The following is a 15,444-nucleotide window of genomic DNA, read 5'->3' on the forward strand; positions in this document are numbered from 1 at the left end:
GGATACGCAGAAAACATGACAATGAAACAAAGCCTGAACGTCGATGACGCAGAGATCGCCAAGTTTGAGGCCCTTGCGGCTCGCTGGTGGGACATGGATGGAGAGTTTCGCCCCCTTCACGAAATCAATCCCCTGCGGGCCAACTGGATTGACAGTCATTCTCCCGTTGCAGACACCCGCCTCCTCGACGTTGGCTGCGGAGGCGGAATTCTCGCGGAGTCCATGGCCTGCCGAGGCGCCAAGGTTACGGGCATTGATATGGGAGAAGGTCCTCTGTCCGTGGCCCGCCTGCATCAACTGGAGTCCGGCGTGGACGTAAACTACCAGCGCAGCACCGCCGAAGAATTTGCCGAGGAAAATCCCGAGCATTTCGACATCGTCTGTTGTCTGGAAATGCTTGAGCACGTGCCCGACCCGGGGGCCGTCATTCAGGCCTGCGCAGATATGACCCGACCTGGCGGTAATCTCTACTTTTCGACCATCAATCGCAATCCCAAAGCGTTTCTGTTTGCTATCGTGGGCGCGGAGCATATTTTGCGCTTGCTGCCCGCGGGCACCCATGAATACGAAAAATTCATTCGCCCCTCGGAGCTCGCGCAGTGGCTTCGTGATGCGGATCTCACGCTAGAGAGAATGACCGGGCTGGTTTACAACCCCTTAAGCAAGCGTTATCGCCTGAACTCCAATGACGTATCGGTGAACTTCATGGTTCATGCCAGTAAAGCCGCATGATGCATCCAGGCGCCCGTTTGCGGGCGGTTATCTTTGATCTCGATGGCACGCTGGTAGAAACCGCTGACGACTTTATTCCCGTAGTTCAGCAGTTACGTCAGGAACACGAGCTTCCTCCGATGGAAGCACAGCGCATACGATCCAGCGTCTCTAACGGCTCCCGGGCACTGGTAAAACTCGCTCTGAACATCGACGAAGGGGACCCTCGCTTTGAGTTGCAGCGACAGCGCCTGCTGGCCTTGTACGCCGATATTTTGGGGCATCATGCGACGCTGTACCCGGGGGTCGAAAAGCTCCTCGAGCTGCTCGTGAGCAAAGGAATAGTCTGGGGTATCGCGACAAACAAACCGCGGCAGTACACAGTGCCACTGTTAAAAAAACTGTCCCTCAGTCCGGGAAGCATTGTCTGTCCTGACGACGTTACGCACCCCAAGCCTCACCCAGAGAGTCTGGAGAAGGGCTGCAGGGAGCTTGATTGCGCGATTCACGAAGCTGTCTATCTCGGGGACCATCTGAGAGATATCGAGGCGGGGCGACGTGCGGGTATGTATACCATCGCCGCCGCCTACGGCTATATCGAGCCTGGCGACAGGGCAGATGATTGGAACGCCGATGCCATAGCGCTGCGCAGCCAGGATCTTCAATCACTGCTCTTCCCCGAACAGGAGAGGGTGTATGCCTGAGCAAACACGCACGGGAATTTTGATTCCTCAGAACTACCAGCCAAGCGCTAAGGCACTTGCCGGCAAGACCATTCTTGTGACCGGAGCAAGCGATGGTATCGGTCGCAGCGCCGCACTGAGCTATGCAGCTCACGGCGCGACCGTCGTCATGCTGGCAAGGAACGTCGAGAAACTCGAAGCGGTGTACGATCAGATAGAAGCGCTCGGCGGCCCCCAACCCGCGGCGGTTCCTTTTGACCTGTCCCAGGACAATGAGGAAGCGTTTATCTCACTGGCCGGGGTCATTGAGGAGCAACTGGGTAATCTCGACGGCTTACTCTTGAATGCCAGCATTCTGGGGCAGCGCCGGGCAATCGAGCAATCAGCGTGGAACGATTGGCGGGACGTGATGCAGCTTAACGTGCACAGCCAGTTCCTCACGGCAAAGAGTCTCATGCCTCTCCTGCGCGAGGCGCCACGGGCGTCCATCGTGTTTACTTCTTCCGGTGTCGGTCGCGCCGGTAAAGCTTACTGGGGAGCTTACGCAGTATCCAAGTTTGCTACCGAGGGCATGATGCAGGTCCTCGCCGACGAAACCGAAAATACCAGTAATATCCGCGTGAACTGCATTAACCCTGGCGCAACCAATACGGCAATGCGCCGTGCGGCATACCCCGCAGAGGAGCCCAGCAGTAATCTTTCACCGGATGCCATCATGCGAAGCTATCTGTATCTCATGGATGATGCCAGCACGGGGCGCACAGGCTGCAGCTTCAACGCACAGTAGTTCTCTGGATGGACGCTACGGATTCAGTACCGAGAGATCAAGCAAAGAGCCGGTGCTTTAAATTGCCCTGACTACGCGCGACTGCGGCGCGATTTTTTTGCGGACGCCGCATTCTTTGGGGCTCCAGTGCTTTGATTTGAGCGTGGATTGCGGCCCTTAGCCGGTTTATCCTTGCGCGCGTCACGACTGCCAAAGTCGTCTTTTGCGTGCTTGTTACCCCGCACGCGACCGCGCTTGCCTTCCATACGCTTATGCTTGCTTCGGTCTTCGCGGGAGGGGGGCGCAACATCCTTGGCCTGCATACCCGCCATACGGTACAAGCCATTGATCTCATTTGTTGCAAGCTCTTGCCATTGGCCTTTCTTGACCTTGGATGGAACAAACAGATCCCCATAGCGCACGCGCTTGAGACGTGAAACCGTTAAACCCTGAGACTCCCAGAGGCGACGGACTTCGCGATTACGACCCTCCATGAGCACCACGTAGTACCAGCTGTTTATGCCGTCACCACCGCCGGATTGAATATCGGTAAACCTGGCGACGCCATCTTCAAGCATCACACCCTCAAGCATGGCCGTAATGCTTTCCTCGGTCACATCTCCCATAACCCGGACCATATACTCACGCTCGATATTCGCACTGGGGTGCATAAGCGCATTGGCGAGTTCGCCATCGGTCGTGAAAAGGAGTAAACCCGAGGTGTTGTAATCCAAGCGTCCGATGGATATCCATCGGCCCGACTTCACCTTGGGGAGTCGCTCAAAGACTGTTCGCCGACCCTCGGGGTCCTTGCGGGAACAAACCTCGCCCGTGGGCTTGTGGTAGAGCAAGCAACGGGTCTTTTCGCCATCGCTCGCTGCCAGAGGCCGACCATCAACCTCGATGCGCTGCGCGGCTGTCACCCTATCCCCAAGACTCGCTGGTTTGCCGTCAACAGTGACGCGGTCCTGCTCTATCCAGCGCTCCATCTCCCTGCGAGAACCCAGACCGCTGCGAGCGAGTACCTTCTGCAGTTTTTCGCCTTCTTTGGGCGCACTGTCTGCTCCATCGGCTTTCTTTTGATCAGCCTTGGCCATGTACCGCCTTCTCTTGACGCTCGGATTCGAGCTGCTCTGTTTCCAGCTCTTCGGACAGCTCTGCGTTATCTGTCTCGTCTAGGAGCGTCTCTGGTTCGTCAGCAGTCTCGGCATCTTCCATATCACTGCTCGCATCATCCGAGACAGTATCCATGTCCTCGCTCCGCTCTTGTTCCAATTCGGCATCCGTCTCTGTCGCGGTATCGGCATCATCCGCACCGTCATCTTCAGAGGCCGCAGTCAGGCCATCTATCGATGCATCGTCCTCTCCCTGCTCATCCGAAGACTCGGTATTGGCGGCATCGGGTAGGGGCTCACTAAATCCCAACTCCGCATTCAGAGTATCGAGGTCGCGAATATCCGCCAGAGCAGGAAGCTGATCGAGGCTTTTGAGATTAAAGTAGTCCAGGAAATCCCTCGTGGTTGCATACATTGCGGGCCGTCCTGGTACATCGCGATGACCCACTACCCTGATCCAGTCCCGTTCATGCAGCGTCCGAATAATGTTCGTGCTCACGGCGACTCCGCGTATCTCTTCGATCTCTCCCCGGGTAATAGGCTGCCGGTAAGCCACCAGAGCCAGCGTCTCCATAAGCGCACGCGAGTATTTTTGAGGACGCTCCTGCCAGAGCCGGCCGATCCAGGGACTCAATTGCTCGCGCACCTGGAACCTGAAACCACTGGCGACATTCACCAGTTCAAAGCCGCGGCCCTCACAGCGCTCCCGCACACTTTCCAGGGCAGTGCGAATATCATCATTCGCAGGACGCTCATGCTCTTCAAAAAGCGCCGCCAGCTGAGCAACCGTCAGGGGCTTTCCCGCGGCAAGCAATGCCGCCTCTATAATCTGCACAAGTCCAGTGCTCTCAGTCATTCGGCACGCCCCTTGACATGAATTGGGCCAAAACTCTCGGTCTGAACAATCTCAACCAATGACTCCTTGATGAGTTCCATGATCGCTAAAAAAGTGACTACCACGCCCAGCTTGCCCTCCTCCGCGGAGAACAAGGAGACAAAGGGCACGAACTGTTTTCCCTGAAGCTTGTCGAGCACCTGGGACATACGTTCCCGGGTCGACAGAGCCTCTCGCTGTACCTGATGGCTCTCGTACATCTGCGCCCTTTTAAGCACGTCAGAAAGCACGAGTAGAAGTTCGCGCATATCAACATCCGGAGCAGGTCGCTCCTTCTCCACCTCAGGAGGGGCCGCCGATGCAACCCAGGTATCACGCTCCATCCGCGGCAGATCTTCGATATCCTCCGCTGCCTTCTTGAAGCGTTCGTACTCCTGCAAGCGGCGGATAAGCTGCGCCCGGGGATCTTCTTCGTCTTCTTCTTCGGTGGTTGCCCGCGGCAGCAACATGCGCGATTTGATCTCAGCCAGCATTGCCGCCATGAGCAAATACTCTGCCGCAAGCTCAAACTGCATGGCATCCATAAGATCAACGTAATGCATGTATTGCTCGGTGATGCGAGATACATCGATTTCAAGGATATCGAGGTTCTGTCGGCGGATCAGATACAGCAGCAAGTCCAGAGGCCCCTCAAAAGCCTCCAGAAACACTTCCAAAGCCTGTGGCGGGATATACAGATCCTTCGGCAACTCCGTCACCGCTTTGCCCATCACTACGGCAAAAGGCATCTCCGCCTGCGTGGGCAACTCGGGGCCTGCCGGGGGCATGCTTGAGTCTTCCGGGGGCACGCCGGGAACAGTCAACTCTTGATTTTCGTTAGTCACAGAAGCACCGATAATTATTGAGGCAAGTATACCTCAGACGGCCTCAAAGGGCGCTGGATCGCCCTTGCCAGCCCTGAGCAGCATGGGCTTGTCATCCGCCATATCCACCACCGTGGTGGCTTCCATGCCGCAGTAGCCTCCATCCAGCACCAAATCCACCTCGTGCTCAAGCAACTCGCGGATTTCATAGGGGTCGATAAGCGGTAGTTCGTCCCCCGGCATGATGAGTGAAACGCTCATCAGGGGCTCGCCAAGATCGCCCAACAAGGCCTGGGTGATGGCGTTGTCGGGCACGCGCAGACCAATGGTCTTACGCTTGGCCTGCATCAACCGTCTGGGCACCTCTGAGGTTCCGCGCAAGATAAAGGTGTAGGGGCCCGGAGTGTGCTGCTTCAATAAACGGTATACCGCGTTGTCGACTCGCGCGTAGGTGGCAATTTCGGAGAGGTCTCGACAGACCAGGGTGAAGTTATGACGATCATCAAGCTGACGAATACGCCGGATGCGATCCAGAGCGGCCTTGTCGCCAATATGGCAACCCAGGGCATAGGCCGAGTCTGTGGGATATACGATCACCCCACCGCCACGCACGATATCGGCCGCCTGGCGAACCAAACGTGCCTGAGGATTATCCGGATGTATCTGGAAGAACTGACTCATTGAAGTCCGCTCCGCGCTGCCCTGTGAATTGTTTTACAATGCCGCCCCTTAGAGACCGCGCGGCATTCTAGCACTGCGGAACGTTCTGGCGATTGGCATGAAACAACTCCTCGAATTTATACCCATAGCTCTGTTCTTTGTCGTCTATCAACTCGACGGCGAAATTCTGCGCGTGGGCGACTGGCAACACGAGTTTGATGGGATCTTCAGCGCCACAGCTGTGCTTATCGGCGCCACAGCTCTGCAGGTCCTCATATCCCGCATAGCCGCGGGGTACTGGGACAAGCGGAGTCTCTGGACCTTTCTCGCCGTGAGTGTTTTTGGTGGCGCCACTCTGATACTTCGAGACCAGACTTTTATTCAGTGGAAGCCCACTATTTTTAACTGGGCTTTGGCCATCGCCTTTGTACTTTTTCACTTTGTTGGAGAGCGCAATCTTCTTGAACGCACGCTGGGCGCCCAGCTGGAGCTTCCAAAATTTGTCTGGACACGACTCAACCTCCTCTGGGTCAGCAATTTTCTGATTGTCGGTGCGCTAAACCTCTACGTCGCCTACGGCTATAGCGAGGCTACCTGGGTGAGCTACAAACTGTATTCGGCCATTGGCTTTACCCTATTGCTGACCGTACTCACCGCACTCATGGTCAGCCCTCATCTTCAGCATGCCGAAGCCGCTGCGGAAAGTGACAACGACTAATACAGGATTAAGGAGACCGATATGTACTACGCCATACTTGGAACCGATGTCCCGAACAGCCTGCCGCTGCGCATGCAAGTTCGCCAGGAACACCTTGCGCGGATTCAGAAGCTTGCCGACGCAGGCAAAGTTCTTGTAGGTGGCCCCCACCCCGCCATCGATAATGAAGACCCCGGCGAAGCGGGCTTTACCGGCAGCCTGATCATTGCTGAGTTTGAGTCACTGCAGGACGCAGAGGCCTGGGCCAGCGAAGACCCCTATACGACTTCTGGCGTGTTTGCTCATGTCGAAGTAAAGCCCTTCAAAATAGTTATCCCCTAGGCTACGCGATGCCTGTCTATAGCGTTAAACAAGGAGTATCCGTGATCCGATTTCTGTTCATTCTGTTGCTGGCTGCAGGCTCCGCTGCGCAAGCCCAGGAATCCCGCTACATCAGTGACGAGGTTTTTATCGTCCTCCACGCGGGGCCTGGTTCTAATTACCGCTGGCTTGGCAAGCTCATACCGGGAACGCAACTCGTTGAAAAGCGTCGCTCTACCGATGGTAACTGGGCTGAGGTTGCGACGTCCCGGGGCACCGAGGGCTGGGTCCAGGCAGAGTATCTCTCCACAGAGCCACCGGCGCAGGTACGCTTGCCGGCGGTCGTAAGACAGCTAGAAGAAGCTCAGCAGGAGTCCGCAGCCCTACGCAGCAATCTTGCGGAGTTGCGAGCAAATCAAAGCGACGTGAGCGCTCAGCTCGCTGAAAGCAATGCGAAACTCCAGCAGGTGAGTGAGGAACTCGCGCAGCTGCGTCAAATTTCCGGAAGTGCCGTGGAGACCGCCGAGAACAATCGGCGACTGGTCGAAGACTCCGCGACCTTGCGAACAACACTGGACACGCTCCAGGCCGATAACCAGCGTCTACAGGATCGCGTAAGCAGCAGCGCCTTTATGGACGGCGCTCTGGCTGTGCTTCTGGGCGTCATCATTACTTTGGTTGTGCCCCGCCTATGGCCCAAACGAAAGAGCAGTTCTAGCTGGGCCTAAAACTGCCTTTTTCGCGCAACCCTGTCAGGAGAAAGACATGATCGCAGTTACCCGTTTTTTCCGTGTCGCTATCAGCAGCGTCCTCCTCGGTGCTATGGCGTCCGCCGCACTGGGGCAGTCTGACTCATCCTCGACCACGCCCTTACCCAACCCGCAGGTGCTTATTACTACGAACGTCGGTGCTATCAGCGTGCGCTTGTTTCGGGACAAGGCGCCGTTGACCGTAGAGAACTTTCTGGCCTATGTGGATGATGGCTTTTATGACGGCACGATTTTTCACCGTGTTATCCCCAACTTTATGATTCAGGGCGGCGGACTCACAGCAGACATGGTAGAAAAACCCGTCGGTGATCCCATCGTCAACGAATCAAAGAATCGTCTCCACAATGTCCGCGGTACTCTGGCGATGGCGCGGACCTCTGACCCCGACTCGGCCACCGCACAGTTCTTTATCAATCAGCGTACCAATCTGCGGCTGGACTGGGCACCGGGCGCCGAGGGCTACACGGTGTTTGGTGAAGTTATTGATGGCATGAGCGTTGTCGACTACATCAGCACATCTCCCGTGCAAGCAATCGGTCCCCACGGCAATGTGCCCATTGATGCGATCATCATCACGAAGATCGAGCGCAAGAGCCTGCTGTGATCGCCCTTTCGGTCAATCTCAACAAAATCGCGCTGATCCGTAACTCGCGAGACACGGTAATCCCAGACATTCCCGAGCATGCGAGGCTATGTATCGACGCGGGCGCAGACGGCATCACGGTGCATCCCCGCCCGGATCAACGTCATATTCGCGCCGATGACTGTCGGGATCTGGCGGCCATGCTTGACGTTGAATTTAATATTGAAGGCAACCCCTTTGCCGGTCCGCGAGCGAGTGATCGAGCCGGAGTAAGCGATTATCCCGGTTTTATGGAGTTGGTTCGTGAGCTACGGCCCACGCAGTGCACCCTGGTTCCCGATGGCGACGCACAGCTCACGTCCGATCACGGCTTTGATCTCCATCGTCAGGGAGAAGATCTGGAGCCCTTGTTGGCAGAGCTTCGATCTCTCGGGATTCGCAGCAGCCTTTTTATGGACCCCGAGCCCGAACAGATGGCCATCGCCGCGCAAATCGGTGCTGACAGAATCGAGCTGTACACCGAAACCTTTGCGGTCGCTGCAGATAGCGGCGTCGAGCTTGGCCAGTGCTACGGGCGCTTCAGGGATACCGCTGAGGCGGCCCTGGAGGTGCGTCTGGGCGTGAACGCGGGCCATGATCTCAATTTGCACAACCTGACGGTTTTTCGAGAGTTACCGGGGCTTATGGAGGTATCTATCGGCCACGCACTGACGGTAGATGCCCTTCGTATAGGTATGCCTGCTGCCGTACAGGCCTATCGGTCGGTTCTGGCGGGCCGGTGAGCGCGACGCCCACCGTGGCTGAGAAGCAAGACAGCCCGGAACTACCCCCCTACCTCGTTCCTCACAGCGCCGAGCCGGTCAAAGTCATCTACGCCGACGACGCTGTTTTGCTAATACGCAAACCGGATCTCCTCCTCTCGGTACCCGGGCGTCATCCTCTGAATCATGACTGCATGATCACGCGCGTGCAGGAGCGCTATGCCGACGCGCTAATAGTGCATCGACTGGATCTGGATACCTCCGGGATCATGATAGTAGCGCGGGGAAAAGAGTCCCAAAGCGCCATATCAAAACTCTTTCAGGAGCGTGCCGTGGACAAAAGGTACCGAGCCTGGGTGGCGGGGAATGTCGCCGATGACGAAGGTAAAATAGAGCTGCCTATCGCCAGGGATTGGGTAAACAGGCCCCTGCAAAAAATCTGCTTTGAGACGGGCAAAAAATCTCTAACCTACTTTAAAGTGCTGGAACGAAAAAACGGGAACAGTTATCTGGAACTACAGCCGGCGACAGGGCGCACGCATCAACTGCGCATTCACTGCAGGGAGATGGGCCATCCCATCATGGGCTGTGACATGTATGCCCCAGCTGCGATTTTGGGCACCGCGCCGCGACTCATGCTCCACGCCACACGCATTGCTTTTCCACACCCCTTCAGCGGACGCAGGATCGTCGGGCATTGCCCCGCGCCTTTTTGAACTAAAAAGGGCGGTGGCAAGCACGTCGGGCCCTCAGAGATAGCTGCACCAGTCGCTCCAGCTGCCGCCGTAAAGCCACACATCCTCACGCCCCAGTTCCGCCAGAGACAAGATGTTGACGCAGGCGGACACACCCGAACCGCAGTACACCACCATAGGCGACGCATCCAGCTTATCCCCCCAGCATGCGCGTAAGGCTTCATGATCGAGAAACTCTCCTACCTCATTGCTAAAGCTTTGCCAGGGCAGGTTGATGGCTCCGGGAATATGGCCGGCGACAGGATCTATAGGTTCGTGCTCTCCGCGGTAGCGCTGTGCTTCCCGGGCATCCACGAGCACCGCCGACTGCCCCTGCAGTGCTGCCAACTGCTCCTTGTCGCAAGCGCCGGGCCACTCCTCGGGGACACAGGGAGCCTCGATCGCTGGCACGGAGGAAACAGTGGTTTCGGGTGCATCGCCTAAAGCCCGCCATGCAGCATAACCACCGCTCAGTATCCGAGGCTCCGGGTAACCCAAAGCTCGCATCATCCACCAGCAGCGCGCGGCAAAGGCAAAACGCGAATCATCGTAAAGTAGCACCTCAGTACTGTGGTCAATGCCCAAGCCCGCAAGGGTCTGCGCAAAGACATGGGTAGCCGGCAAGGGATGTCGGCCGCCGTGAACCCCCACCGCGGCAGACATGTCCGTAGCAAGATCGAGATAGCGCGCACCGGGAATATGCCCCCGGCCATGATCCTCGCGACCCGCATTGGCATCAGCCAGGGAAAACCTGCAATCGATAACCACGCCAGCAAAGCTTTTGACCTCGGCGGCATCCAGAAACTGCGGCATGTATCTGATCTCCTTAAACAACGCAGACGTAACACTAAGGACTCATTTCAGTCCTGTGTGGACGCCGTTGAAGGTGCACTATACTCGGGGCAGTTTATAAGGATTCAAACTAGTGGTCAGCAGCAGCCGCAGCGATGCTTCTCTGGTAATCATCGCAAAACCCAATCATTCATCGACCTGGCGCAACAACAAGTTGGCGCTAATGGCGGTGTCTGTGCCGTCGTTAAGTGCTGCCATAGGATTTACTGCACTCGGTGCGTGGCCGATTTTACCCTTCGCTGGTGCAGAATTATTTGCCTTGGCCGCGGCGCTTTACTACGTCAACTGGAAACTCGAGTACCGCCACGTCATCACCCTTGATGAGCGCATGGTGTGCATAGACAAAGGGCACTACGCGCCGAAACGACGGTGGCGCTTCAATCGAGATCAGGTTGCCTTGGCTATCACCCCGGAGAAGCACCCCTGGGAGGGACCCAGACTCAGCGTTCATGGCGACGAGGAAACCGTCATGGTGGGAGAGTTTCTAAACCGTGACGACTGCCTGTCCCTTATGGCGCTGCTTCGTAAAGAGCTATTGGTGAGAACCCACAGCCCCCAGCGTCGCATCAAAGTTTAACAGCGTAGTGTGAGACAGACGACGTCAACAGCAGCTGACGAAAGAAACCGCGACTCTAAATCGCATCGAAGTCTCCGTGGCGCCCGAGGCCTCCACTAAAACGCTCCGCACCGCGGCGGGTTTCTCCACTAAGCACCACCTGTTCTCCTCCCGCATACTCATTGGCCAATGCCGACTGCTCGCTCAAAGACCACTGCGCAAGAGCACTGGCGCGATCCGCGCGCATACAGGCCTGGGGAAAGGCCGATATCTCCTGAGCGAGGGCAAGGGCTTCGGCTGCCGCTGCGCCCGGGGCAGACACTCGATTAGCAAGACCCATTTCCAGCGCCTCTGTGGCGCCTACCGGTCGACCCGTCAGTATCATATCCATCGCCCGGGACTGACCGATAAGCCGAGGAAGGCGAACGGTTCCGCCATCAACCAGGGGCACGCCCCAACGTCGGCAAAACACGCCAAAAATCGCCTCAGGGTCTGCGACCCGCAAGTCACACCACAGAGCAAGCTCAAGTCCTCCCGCAACGGCATGACCCTCTACAGCGGCAATTACAGGCTTACTCAGTTGCATGCGAGACGGCCCCATCGGGCCATCTCCAAAGGCCTGCATACGATTCATGTTCTCGCCACTAGCCATGGCCTTTAAATCGGCCCCAGCGCAAAAAGTACCGCCCCTACCCTGAAGGATCGCCACGTCAAGGGAGTCATCTCCATCAAACTCCTGAAAAGCCATGGCAAGCCGACTGGCTGTCGGTCCATCTATGGCATTGCGACTCTCCAGGCGATCGATAAACACCTTAAGAACACGCCCCTCACTCTCCACCGTCACGGTCATTAGTTTTCTCCCAGCAGTTCTTAAGCTTATTATTAAACGTCAATCATCCTGGCATTGAGACGAAAGGACATCTCGCTACAAAGGTCATCCAACGAGCATCAGGGGAGACCCCTGATTACTTCGCGCCGTATCGAGCATGCTACCCTTCGCGCTTTTGCGTATCGACCAAAACTATGTCTACTGAATCCGGCAGTTTTCCTGACGCTAATACTGGCACTGATCGCAGTGACACCGCCGCAGGCAATAGTACCGTCGGCTTTGTAAGCCTTGGCTGCCCCAAAGCCCTGGTGGACTCCGAGCGTATTCTGTCTCAGCTAAAGCTTGATGGTTACGACATTGTTGGGAACTATGATGACGCTGAGCTCGTAGTCGTTAACACCTGTGGCTTTATCGACAGCGCCAAGGAAGAGTCCCTGCAGGCTATTGGCGAGGCAATCTCTGAAAACGGCCGAGTCATTGTGACGGGCTGCATGGGCAAGGGGGCCGATGCCGAGCGTATCCGCGCCGAACATCCCAAGGTGCTTTCTGTCACCGGGCCTGCAGCTTACGAAGAAGTAGTGGCGGCGGTGCACGAATATGTGCCCGCGCCACCGCCGCGCGATGCCTTCACCGACCTCATTCCCGCATCTACGGTGCGTCTGACGCCCCGCCACTATGCCTATCTGAAAATCTCTGAGGGCTGCAATCATCGCTGCAGTTTTTGCATTATCCCGTCCATGCGCGGCGATCTTGTGAGCCGACCCATCGGCGATGTTATGGACGAAGCTGAGGCACTGGTTCGCTCTGGTGTGCGGGAACTGCTGGTCATTTCCCAGGACACCAGTGCCTACGGTGTGGACCTCAAGTACCGCACAGGCTTTTGGCAGGGCCGGCCTCTTTCCACGCGCATGGAGAGTCTCTGTGCAGCGTTGGGCGAGCTGGGTGTCTGGGTACGCCTGCATTACGTGTATCCCTACCCTCACGTCGACAAAGTGATTCCTCTGATGGCAGAGGGCAAAATCCTTCCCTATCTGGATATCCCCTTTCAGCATGCCAGTCATGCAGTGCTCAAACGTATGCGCCGCCCCGCTGCCACAGAAAAGGTGCTAACTCGCATCGATAACTGGCGCACGCAGTGCCCCGATATCACCCTTCGCAGTACCTTTATTGTGGGCTTTCCCGGAGAGACCGATGCGGAGTTCGAAGAGCTGCTGAGTTTTCTGGACGAAGCGCAGCTGGACCGCGTGGGCTGCTTTCAGTATTCCCCCGTCACCGGTGCCACGGCAAATGAGCTTGCCGACCATGTCCCCGAGGAACTCAAGCAGGAACGCTACGAACGCTTCATGCTTCGCCAGCAGGCCATCAGCGCCCAACGACTCCAGGCTAAAGTTGGTCGTGAGATAGAAGTGCTTATCGACAACGTAGACTCCCATGGCGCCACCGGGCGCTCCAGTGCGGATGCCCCGGAGATCGATGGACGGGTGCATATTCCTGGTGCCTCCGATTTAACGCCGGGAGATTGGGTGCGGGGAACCGTTTCTCGCGCCGATGAATATGACCTCTGGATAGACTAGGCACTGTGAATCTGCTGATTTTTGAGGCTGATGAACTAGACGCCCACAAGCAGCTGCACCTTAGGGGCCGTCGACTCCGGCATCTCAACGACGTATTGAAACTTCAGAGCGGTGACAGCCTGCGCCTGGGGCAGCTCAACGGCGATATTGGCCAGGGTGTTATCCGCGCCATCGACAATGACCTCGCAGTCATTGCTGTGACCCTTGACCGGGCATCACCCGGTCCTTTGCCTCTTAGCGTTGTCCTGGCGCTCCCCCGCCCCAAAATGCTCCGCCGAATTCTCCGCGGCCTTGCTGAGACCGGTGTAAAAGATATCCATCTGATCAATAGTTTTCGTGTGGAAAAAAGTTATTGGCAAAGCCCCCTCATGCAAGCGCATGCTCTGAACGAAGCACTCCTTGCGGGTTTGGAGCAGGCCATGGACACGACCATGCCCAAAGTCTCTCTACACACGCGCTTTCGCCCTTTCGCTGAAGATACCCTTCCCGGGCTCTGCGCAGACCGGGATGCTTTGCTCGCAGATCTCGGCGCGCAGGACAGCTATCCCAACACACCTGCAGCGCCCAGCCTGCTACTTATTGGACCTGAGGGCGGCTTTATTCCCTTTGAACGACAGCTAATCCAGCAGGCTGGGGCTCGTTGTGTTGGACTGGGGGCCCGAATGCTTCGTGTAGAAACTGCTTTGCACTGCGCCATTGGCCGTCATCTGACCCTCCTGGACGTTTAGCCTTCGAAACACGCCCGGTCGCTAACTCGCCGACCCTTGACGCGGATCAATGATGAACCGCCTTTAGTCCTCTACTTTGACCACTCCTTCGTCGTAACAGGTAGCTAGCCGGCGAAGAAGGCTCACTGCCTCCGGAATGACCAAGGGTGAGCACCAAATAATGAAACTCACAGTGAACGGTAGAGGAGTAGCTATGCTAAGTGTCGCAGAAATAATGACCGCTCAGCCCTACACCCTGGGACCAGACGACAGTCTTTTGGATGCGGCATCTCTCATGCGGGAACATCACGTCCGACATGTGCCTATCCTGTCGAATGATGGCAACGTCGTTGGCGTGGTATCACATAGGGATGTGCTCGCAGCAAGCGACTCGCGACTGGTGCACGAAGACCTGCAGGCCAGTGGCAAAGAGAATTACGTAGCACTGTCCTCGGTCATGACCTCGCCGGTACAGGCTGTAAGCGAAGACGCTGAACTCAAAGCGGTAGCTGGCTTCCTGAGAAAACAACGTCTTGGGTGCCTACCGGTCACCCGCGACGGACAACTCGTAGGCATAGTCACTGACTCAGACTTTCTCGAAGTTGCCATTGTTCTCATGGAGCAACTGGAGATGAGCGAGCCTGAAGAGGATTTTTAGGTTCTCACTCCGGGTTCGCTCCTGATTCAGTCCTTTGGGAATCCTTGTCCGGCCCTCACTCGGTCGCTGCCAGATCCAGTCCGACGGAGCAAGTCACCCCGGTGCCGCCCAAACCACAATAGCCGCCCGGATTTTTGCTGAGGTACTGCTGATGATAGTCCTCGGCATAATAAAAGGTACCCGCCATGGCGACGTCGGTGGTGATGCTGCCGTAACCTGCTTTGTCCAGCTGCGCCTGAAACGCCACCTGGCTCTTCTGCGCGGCGGCTAGCTGCTCCGCATCACTTGCGTAGATAGCTGACCGATACTGCGTTCCCAGATCGTTACCCTGGCGCATACCCTGGGTTGGATCGTGACCTTCCCAGAAGGTACGCAGCAAGTCGTCAATGCTCAGCTGCGCGGGGTCAAACACCACCAGAACCGCCTCGGTGTGTCCTGTGCGTCCAGAACAGACCTCGTCATAGCTTGGGTTAGGCGTATGCCCTCCGGCGTAGCCTGCGGCCGTGGAAAAAACGCCCTTCTGCTGCCAAAAAAGGCGCTCTACACCCCAAAAACATCCCATACCAAACACCACCTGCTGCATGTGCGCCGGAAAGGGTCCCTGCAATGGAGTGCCCAGAACATGATGACGATCTGCCACGGCAAGGGGTTCCTCGCGCCCTGGCAAGGCGGTTTTGGCATCAGGCAAAGCGTGCTTCTTACGCAATTCAAACAACTTCACGTGTAATCTCCATGGACAATGATACTGGCTCTATGTGGGCGATTTCGA

At 56.8% G+C, this 15,444-nt stretch carries 20 protein-coding genes; 13 read left to right on the forward strand and 7 right to left on the reverse strand.

Features of this window, described 5'->3' with window-relative positions:
• Window positions 1–15 precede the first annotated feature (15 nt).
• From ubiG to ACTG39_RS02320, 3 genes are read left to right on the forward strand one after another with little or no spacing between them, the layout of a single operon-like run.
• Window positions 16–732, forward strand: a complete 717-nt coding sequence (gene ubiG / locus ACTG39_RS02310) for a bifunctional 2-polyprenyl-6-hydroxyphenol methylase/3-demethylubiquinol 3-O-methyltransferase UbiG (protein ID WP_439105907.1) — start codon at window positions 16–18, stop codon at window positions 730–732.
• Entirely contained in the window at window positions 729–1,415 is a 687-nt protein-coding gene (locus ACTG39_RS02315) for an HAD family hydrolase (RefSeq protein WP_439105908.1), read from the forward strand. Before ubiG ends, ACTG39_RS02315 begins: the two co-directional genes overlap by 4 nt.
• Window positions 1,408–2,181, forward strand: coding sequence for a YciK family oxidoreductase (locus ACTG39_RS02320; RefSeq protein ID WP_439105909.1), 774 nt, complete (start codon window positions 1,408–1,410; stop codon window positions 2,179–2,181). Before ACTG39_RS02315 ends, ACTG39_RS02320 begins: the two co-directional genes overlap by 8 nt.
• Before the next feature lie 71 nt (window positions 2,182–2,252).
• Here the strand turns inward: ACTG39_RS02320 and rluB are convergent, their stop codons facing one another.
• The 4 genes from rluB to ACTG39_RS02340 all read right to left on the reverse strand — a co-directional run bounded on the left by rluB (window position 2,253) and on the right by ACTG39_RS02340 (window position 5,654).
• Window positions 2,253–3,257, reverse strand: a complete 1,005-nt coding sequence (rluB, locus tag ACTG39_RS02325) for a 23S rRNA pseudouridine(2605) synthase RluB (protein ID WP_439105910.1) — start codon at window positions 3,255–3,257, stop codon at window positions 2,253–2,255.
• Window positions 3,244–4,131, reverse strand: a complete 888-nt coding sequence (scpB, locus tag ACTG39_RS02330; protein WP_439105911.1) for an SMC-Scp complex subunit ScpB — start codon at window positions 4,129–4,131, stop codon at window positions 3,244–3,246. Before scpB ends, rluB begins: the two co-directional genes overlap by 14 nt.
• Entirely contained in the window at window positions 4,128–4,937 is an 810-nt protein-coding gene (locus ACTG39_RS02335; protein ID WP_439105967.1) for a segregation and condensation protein A, read from the reverse strand. The genes scpB and ACTG39_RS02335 overlap by 4 nt, the downstream gene beginning before the upstream one ends.
• A 90-nt stretch (window positions 4,938–5,027) precedes the next feature.
• Window positions 5,028–5,654: an L-threonylcarbamoyladenylate synthase gene (locus ACTG39_RS02340; RefSeq protein WP_439105912.1), complete on the reverse strand. Its 627-nt coding sequence runs from the start codon at window positions 5,652–5,654 to the stop codon at window positions 5,028–5,030.
• Between the two features lie 97 nt (window positions 5,655–5,751).
• On the opposite strand from ACTG39_RS02340, the gene ACTG39_RS02345 reads away from it, so the two are divergent.
• Genes ACTG39_RS02345 through ACTG39_RS02370 form a run of 6 tightly spaced genes read left to right on the forward strand, consistent with a single transcriptional unit; the run spans window position 5,752 to window position 9,481 of the window.
• On the forward strand, window positions 5,752–6,351 hold the full coding sequence (locus tag ACTG39_RS02345) for an inner membrane-spanning protein YciB (RefSeq protein WP_439105913.1): 600 nt from the start codon (window positions 5,752–5,754) through the stop codon (window positions 6,349–6,351).
• 21 nt (window positions 6,352–6,372) lie between these two features.
• Window positions 6,373–6,672: a YciI family protein gene (locus tag ACTG39_RS02350; RefSeq protein WP_439105914.1), complete on the forward strand. Its 300-nt coding sequence runs from the start codon at window positions 6,373–6,375 to the stop codon at window positions 6,670–6,672.
• 41 nt (window positions 6,673–6,713) lie between these two features.
• Window positions 6,714–7,379, forward strand: a complete 666-nt coding sequence (locus ACTG39_RS02355; protein ID WP_439105915.1) for a TIGR04211 family SH3 domain-containing protein — start codon at window positions 6,714–6,716, stop codon at window positions 7,377–7,379.
• 37 nt (window positions 7,380–7,416) lie between these two features.
• Complete coding sequence (locus ACTG39_RS02360) at window positions 7,417–8,025, forward strand: peptidylprolyl isomerase (protein WP_439105916.1); 609 nt, start codon at window positions 7,417–7,419, stop codon at window positions 8,023–8,025.
• On the forward strand, window positions 8,022–8,786 hold the full coding sequence (locus tag ACTG39_RS02365; protein ID WP_439105917.1) for a pyridoxine 5'-phosphate synthase: 765 nt from the start codon (window positions 8,022–8,024) through the stop codon (window positions 8,784–8,786). Before ACTG39_RS02360 ends, ACTG39_RS02365 begins: the two co-directional genes overlap by 4 nt.
• Window positions 8,783–9,481: an RluA family pseudouridine synthase gene (locus tag ACTG39_RS02370; RefSeq protein ID WP_439105918.1), complete on the forward strand. Its 699-nt coding sequence runs from the start codon at window positions 8,783–8,785 to the stop codon at window positions 9,479–9,481. Before ACTG39_RS02365 ends, ACTG39_RS02370 begins: the two co-directional genes overlap by 4 nt.
• 33 nt (window positions 9,482–9,514) lie before the next feature.
• Here ACTG39_RS02370 and ACTG39_RS02375 read toward each other — a convergent pair whose 3' ends face one another.
• Complete coding sequence (locus tag ACTG39_RS02375; RefSeq protein WP_439105919.1) at window positions 9,515–10,312, reverse strand: sulfurtransferase; 798 nt, start codon at window positions 10,310–10,312, stop codon at window positions 9,515–9,517.
• Between the two features lie 112 nt (window positions 10,313–10,424).
• On the opposite strand from ACTG39_RS02375, the gene ACTG39_RS02380 reads away from it, so the two are divergent.
• A complete protein-coding gene (locus ACTG39_RS02380; RefSeq protein ID WP_439105920.1) occupies window positions 10,425–10,928 on the forward strand; it encodes a DUF2244 domain-containing protein in 504 nt (167 codons plus the stop codon).
• Window positions 10,929–10,983: 55 nt separating this feature from the next.
• On the opposite strand, the gene ACTG39_RS02385 is transcribed toward ACTG39_RS02380, so the two are convergent.
• A complete protein-coding gene (locus tag ACTG39_RS02385; protein ID WP_439105921.1) occupies window positions 10,984–11,757 on the reverse strand; it encodes a crotonase/enoyl-CoA hydratase family protein in 774 nt (257 codons plus the stop codon).
• Window positions 11,758–11,930: 173 nt separating this feature from the next.
• Between ACTG39_RS02385 and rimO the strand changes: the two genes are divergently transcribed.
• The 3 genes from rimO to ACTG39_RS02400 all read left to right on the forward strand — a co-directional run bounded on the left by rimO (window position 11,931) and on the right by ACTG39_RS02400 (window position 14,675).
• A complete protein-coding gene (rimO, locus tag ACTG39_RS02390) occupies window positions 11,931–13,310 on the forward strand; it encodes a 30S ribosomal protein S12 methylthiotransferase RimO (protein ID WP_439105922.1) in 1,380 nt (459 codons plus the stop codon).
• A 5-nt stretch (window positions 13,311–13,315) separates the two neighbouring features.
• Window positions 13,316–14,038: a 16S rRNA (uracil(1498)-N(3))-methyltransferase gene (locus tag ACTG39_RS02395; RefSeq protein ID WP_439105923.1), complete on the forward strand. Its 723-nt coding sequence runs from the start codon at window positions 13,316–13,318 to the stop codon at window positions 14,036–14,038.
• Window positions 14,039–14,231: 193 nt separating this feature from the next.
• Window positions 14,232–14,675, forward strand: coding sequence for a CBS domain-containing protein (locus ACTG39_RS02400; protein WP_439105924.1), 444 nt, complete (start codon window positions 14,232–14,234; stop codon window positions 14,673–14,675).
• Between the two features lie 55 nt (window positions 14,676–14,730).
• Here the strand turns inward: ACTG39_RS02400 and msrA are convergent, their stop codons facing one another.
• Window positions 14,731–15,396, reverse strand: coding sequence for a peptide-methionine (S)-S-oxide reductase MsrA (msrA, locus tag ACTG39_RS02405; RefSeq protein WP_439105925.1), 666 nt, complete (start codon window positions 15,394–15,396; stop codon window positions 14,731–14,733).
• Window positions 15,397–15,444: the final 48 nt, after the last annotated feature.

The sequence above is a fragment of the Congregibacter sp. genome (assembly GCF_965662665.1).
Classification (GTDB): domain Bacteria; phylum Pseudomonadota; class Gammaproteobacteria; order Pseudomonadales; family Halieaceae; genus Congregibacter.

Excerpts from the sequence above, each read along its gene's own strand:
- ACTG39_RS02360 (WP_439105916.1), top strand. The coding sequence starts at position 7,417 with ATGATCGCAGTTACCCGTTTTTTCCGTGTCGCTATCAGCAGCGTCCTC.
- ubiG (WP_439105907.1), top strand. The coding sequence starts at position 16 with ATGACAATGAAACAAAGCCTGAACGTCGATGACGCAGAGATCGCCAAG.
- ACTG39_RS02350 (WP_439105914.1), top strand. The coding sequence starts at position 6,373 with ATGTACTACGCCATACTTGGAACCGATGTCCCGAACAGCCTGCCGCTG.
- ACTG39_RS02320 (WP_439105909.1), top strand. The coding sequence starts at position 1,408 with ATGCCTGAGCAAACACGCACGGGAATTTTGATTCCTCAGAACTACCAG.
- ACTG39_RS02335 (WP_439105967.1), bottom strand. The coding sequence starts at position 4,937 with ATGCCCCCGGCAGGCCCCGAGTTGCCCACGCAGGCGGAGATGCCTTTT.
- ACTG39_RS02375 (WP_439105919.1), bottom strand. The coding sequence starts at position 10,312 with ATGCCGCAGTTTCTGGATGCCGCCGAGGTCAAAAGCTTTGCTGGCGTG.
- ACTG39_RS02385 (WP_439105921.1), bottom strand. The coding sequence starts at position 11,757 with ATGACCGTGACGGTGGAGAGTGAGGGGCGTGTTCTTAAGGTGTTTATC.
- rimO (WP_439105922.1), top strand. The coding sequence starts at position 11,931 with ATGTCTACTGAATCCGGCAGTTTTCCTGACGCTAATACTGGCACTGAT.
- ACTG39_RS02345 (WP_439105913.1), top strand. The coding sequence starts at position 5,752 with ATGAAACAACTCCTCGAATTTATACCCATAGCTCTGTTCTTTGTCGTC.
- ACTG39_RS02315 (WP_439105908.1), top strand. The coding sequence starts at position 729 with ATGATGCATCCAGGCGCCCGTTTGCGGGCGGTTATCTTTGATCTCGAT.
- ACTG39_RS02400 (WP_439105924.1), top strand. The coding sequence starts at position 14,232 with ATGCTAAGTGTCGCAGAAATAATGACCGCTCAGCCCTACACCCTGGGA.
- scpB (WP_439105911.1), bottom strand. The coding sequence starts at position 4,131 with ATGACTGAGAGCACTGGACTTGTGCAGATTATAGAGGCGGCATTGCTT.
- rluB (WP_439105910.1), bottom strand. The coding sequence starts at position 3,257 with ATGGCCAAGGCTGATCAAAAGAAAGCCGATGGAGCAGACAGTGCGCCC.
- ACTG39_RS02340 (WP_439105912.1), bottom strand. The coding sequence starts at position 5,654 with ATGAGTCAGTTCTTCCAGATACATCCGGATAATCCTCAGGCACGTTTG.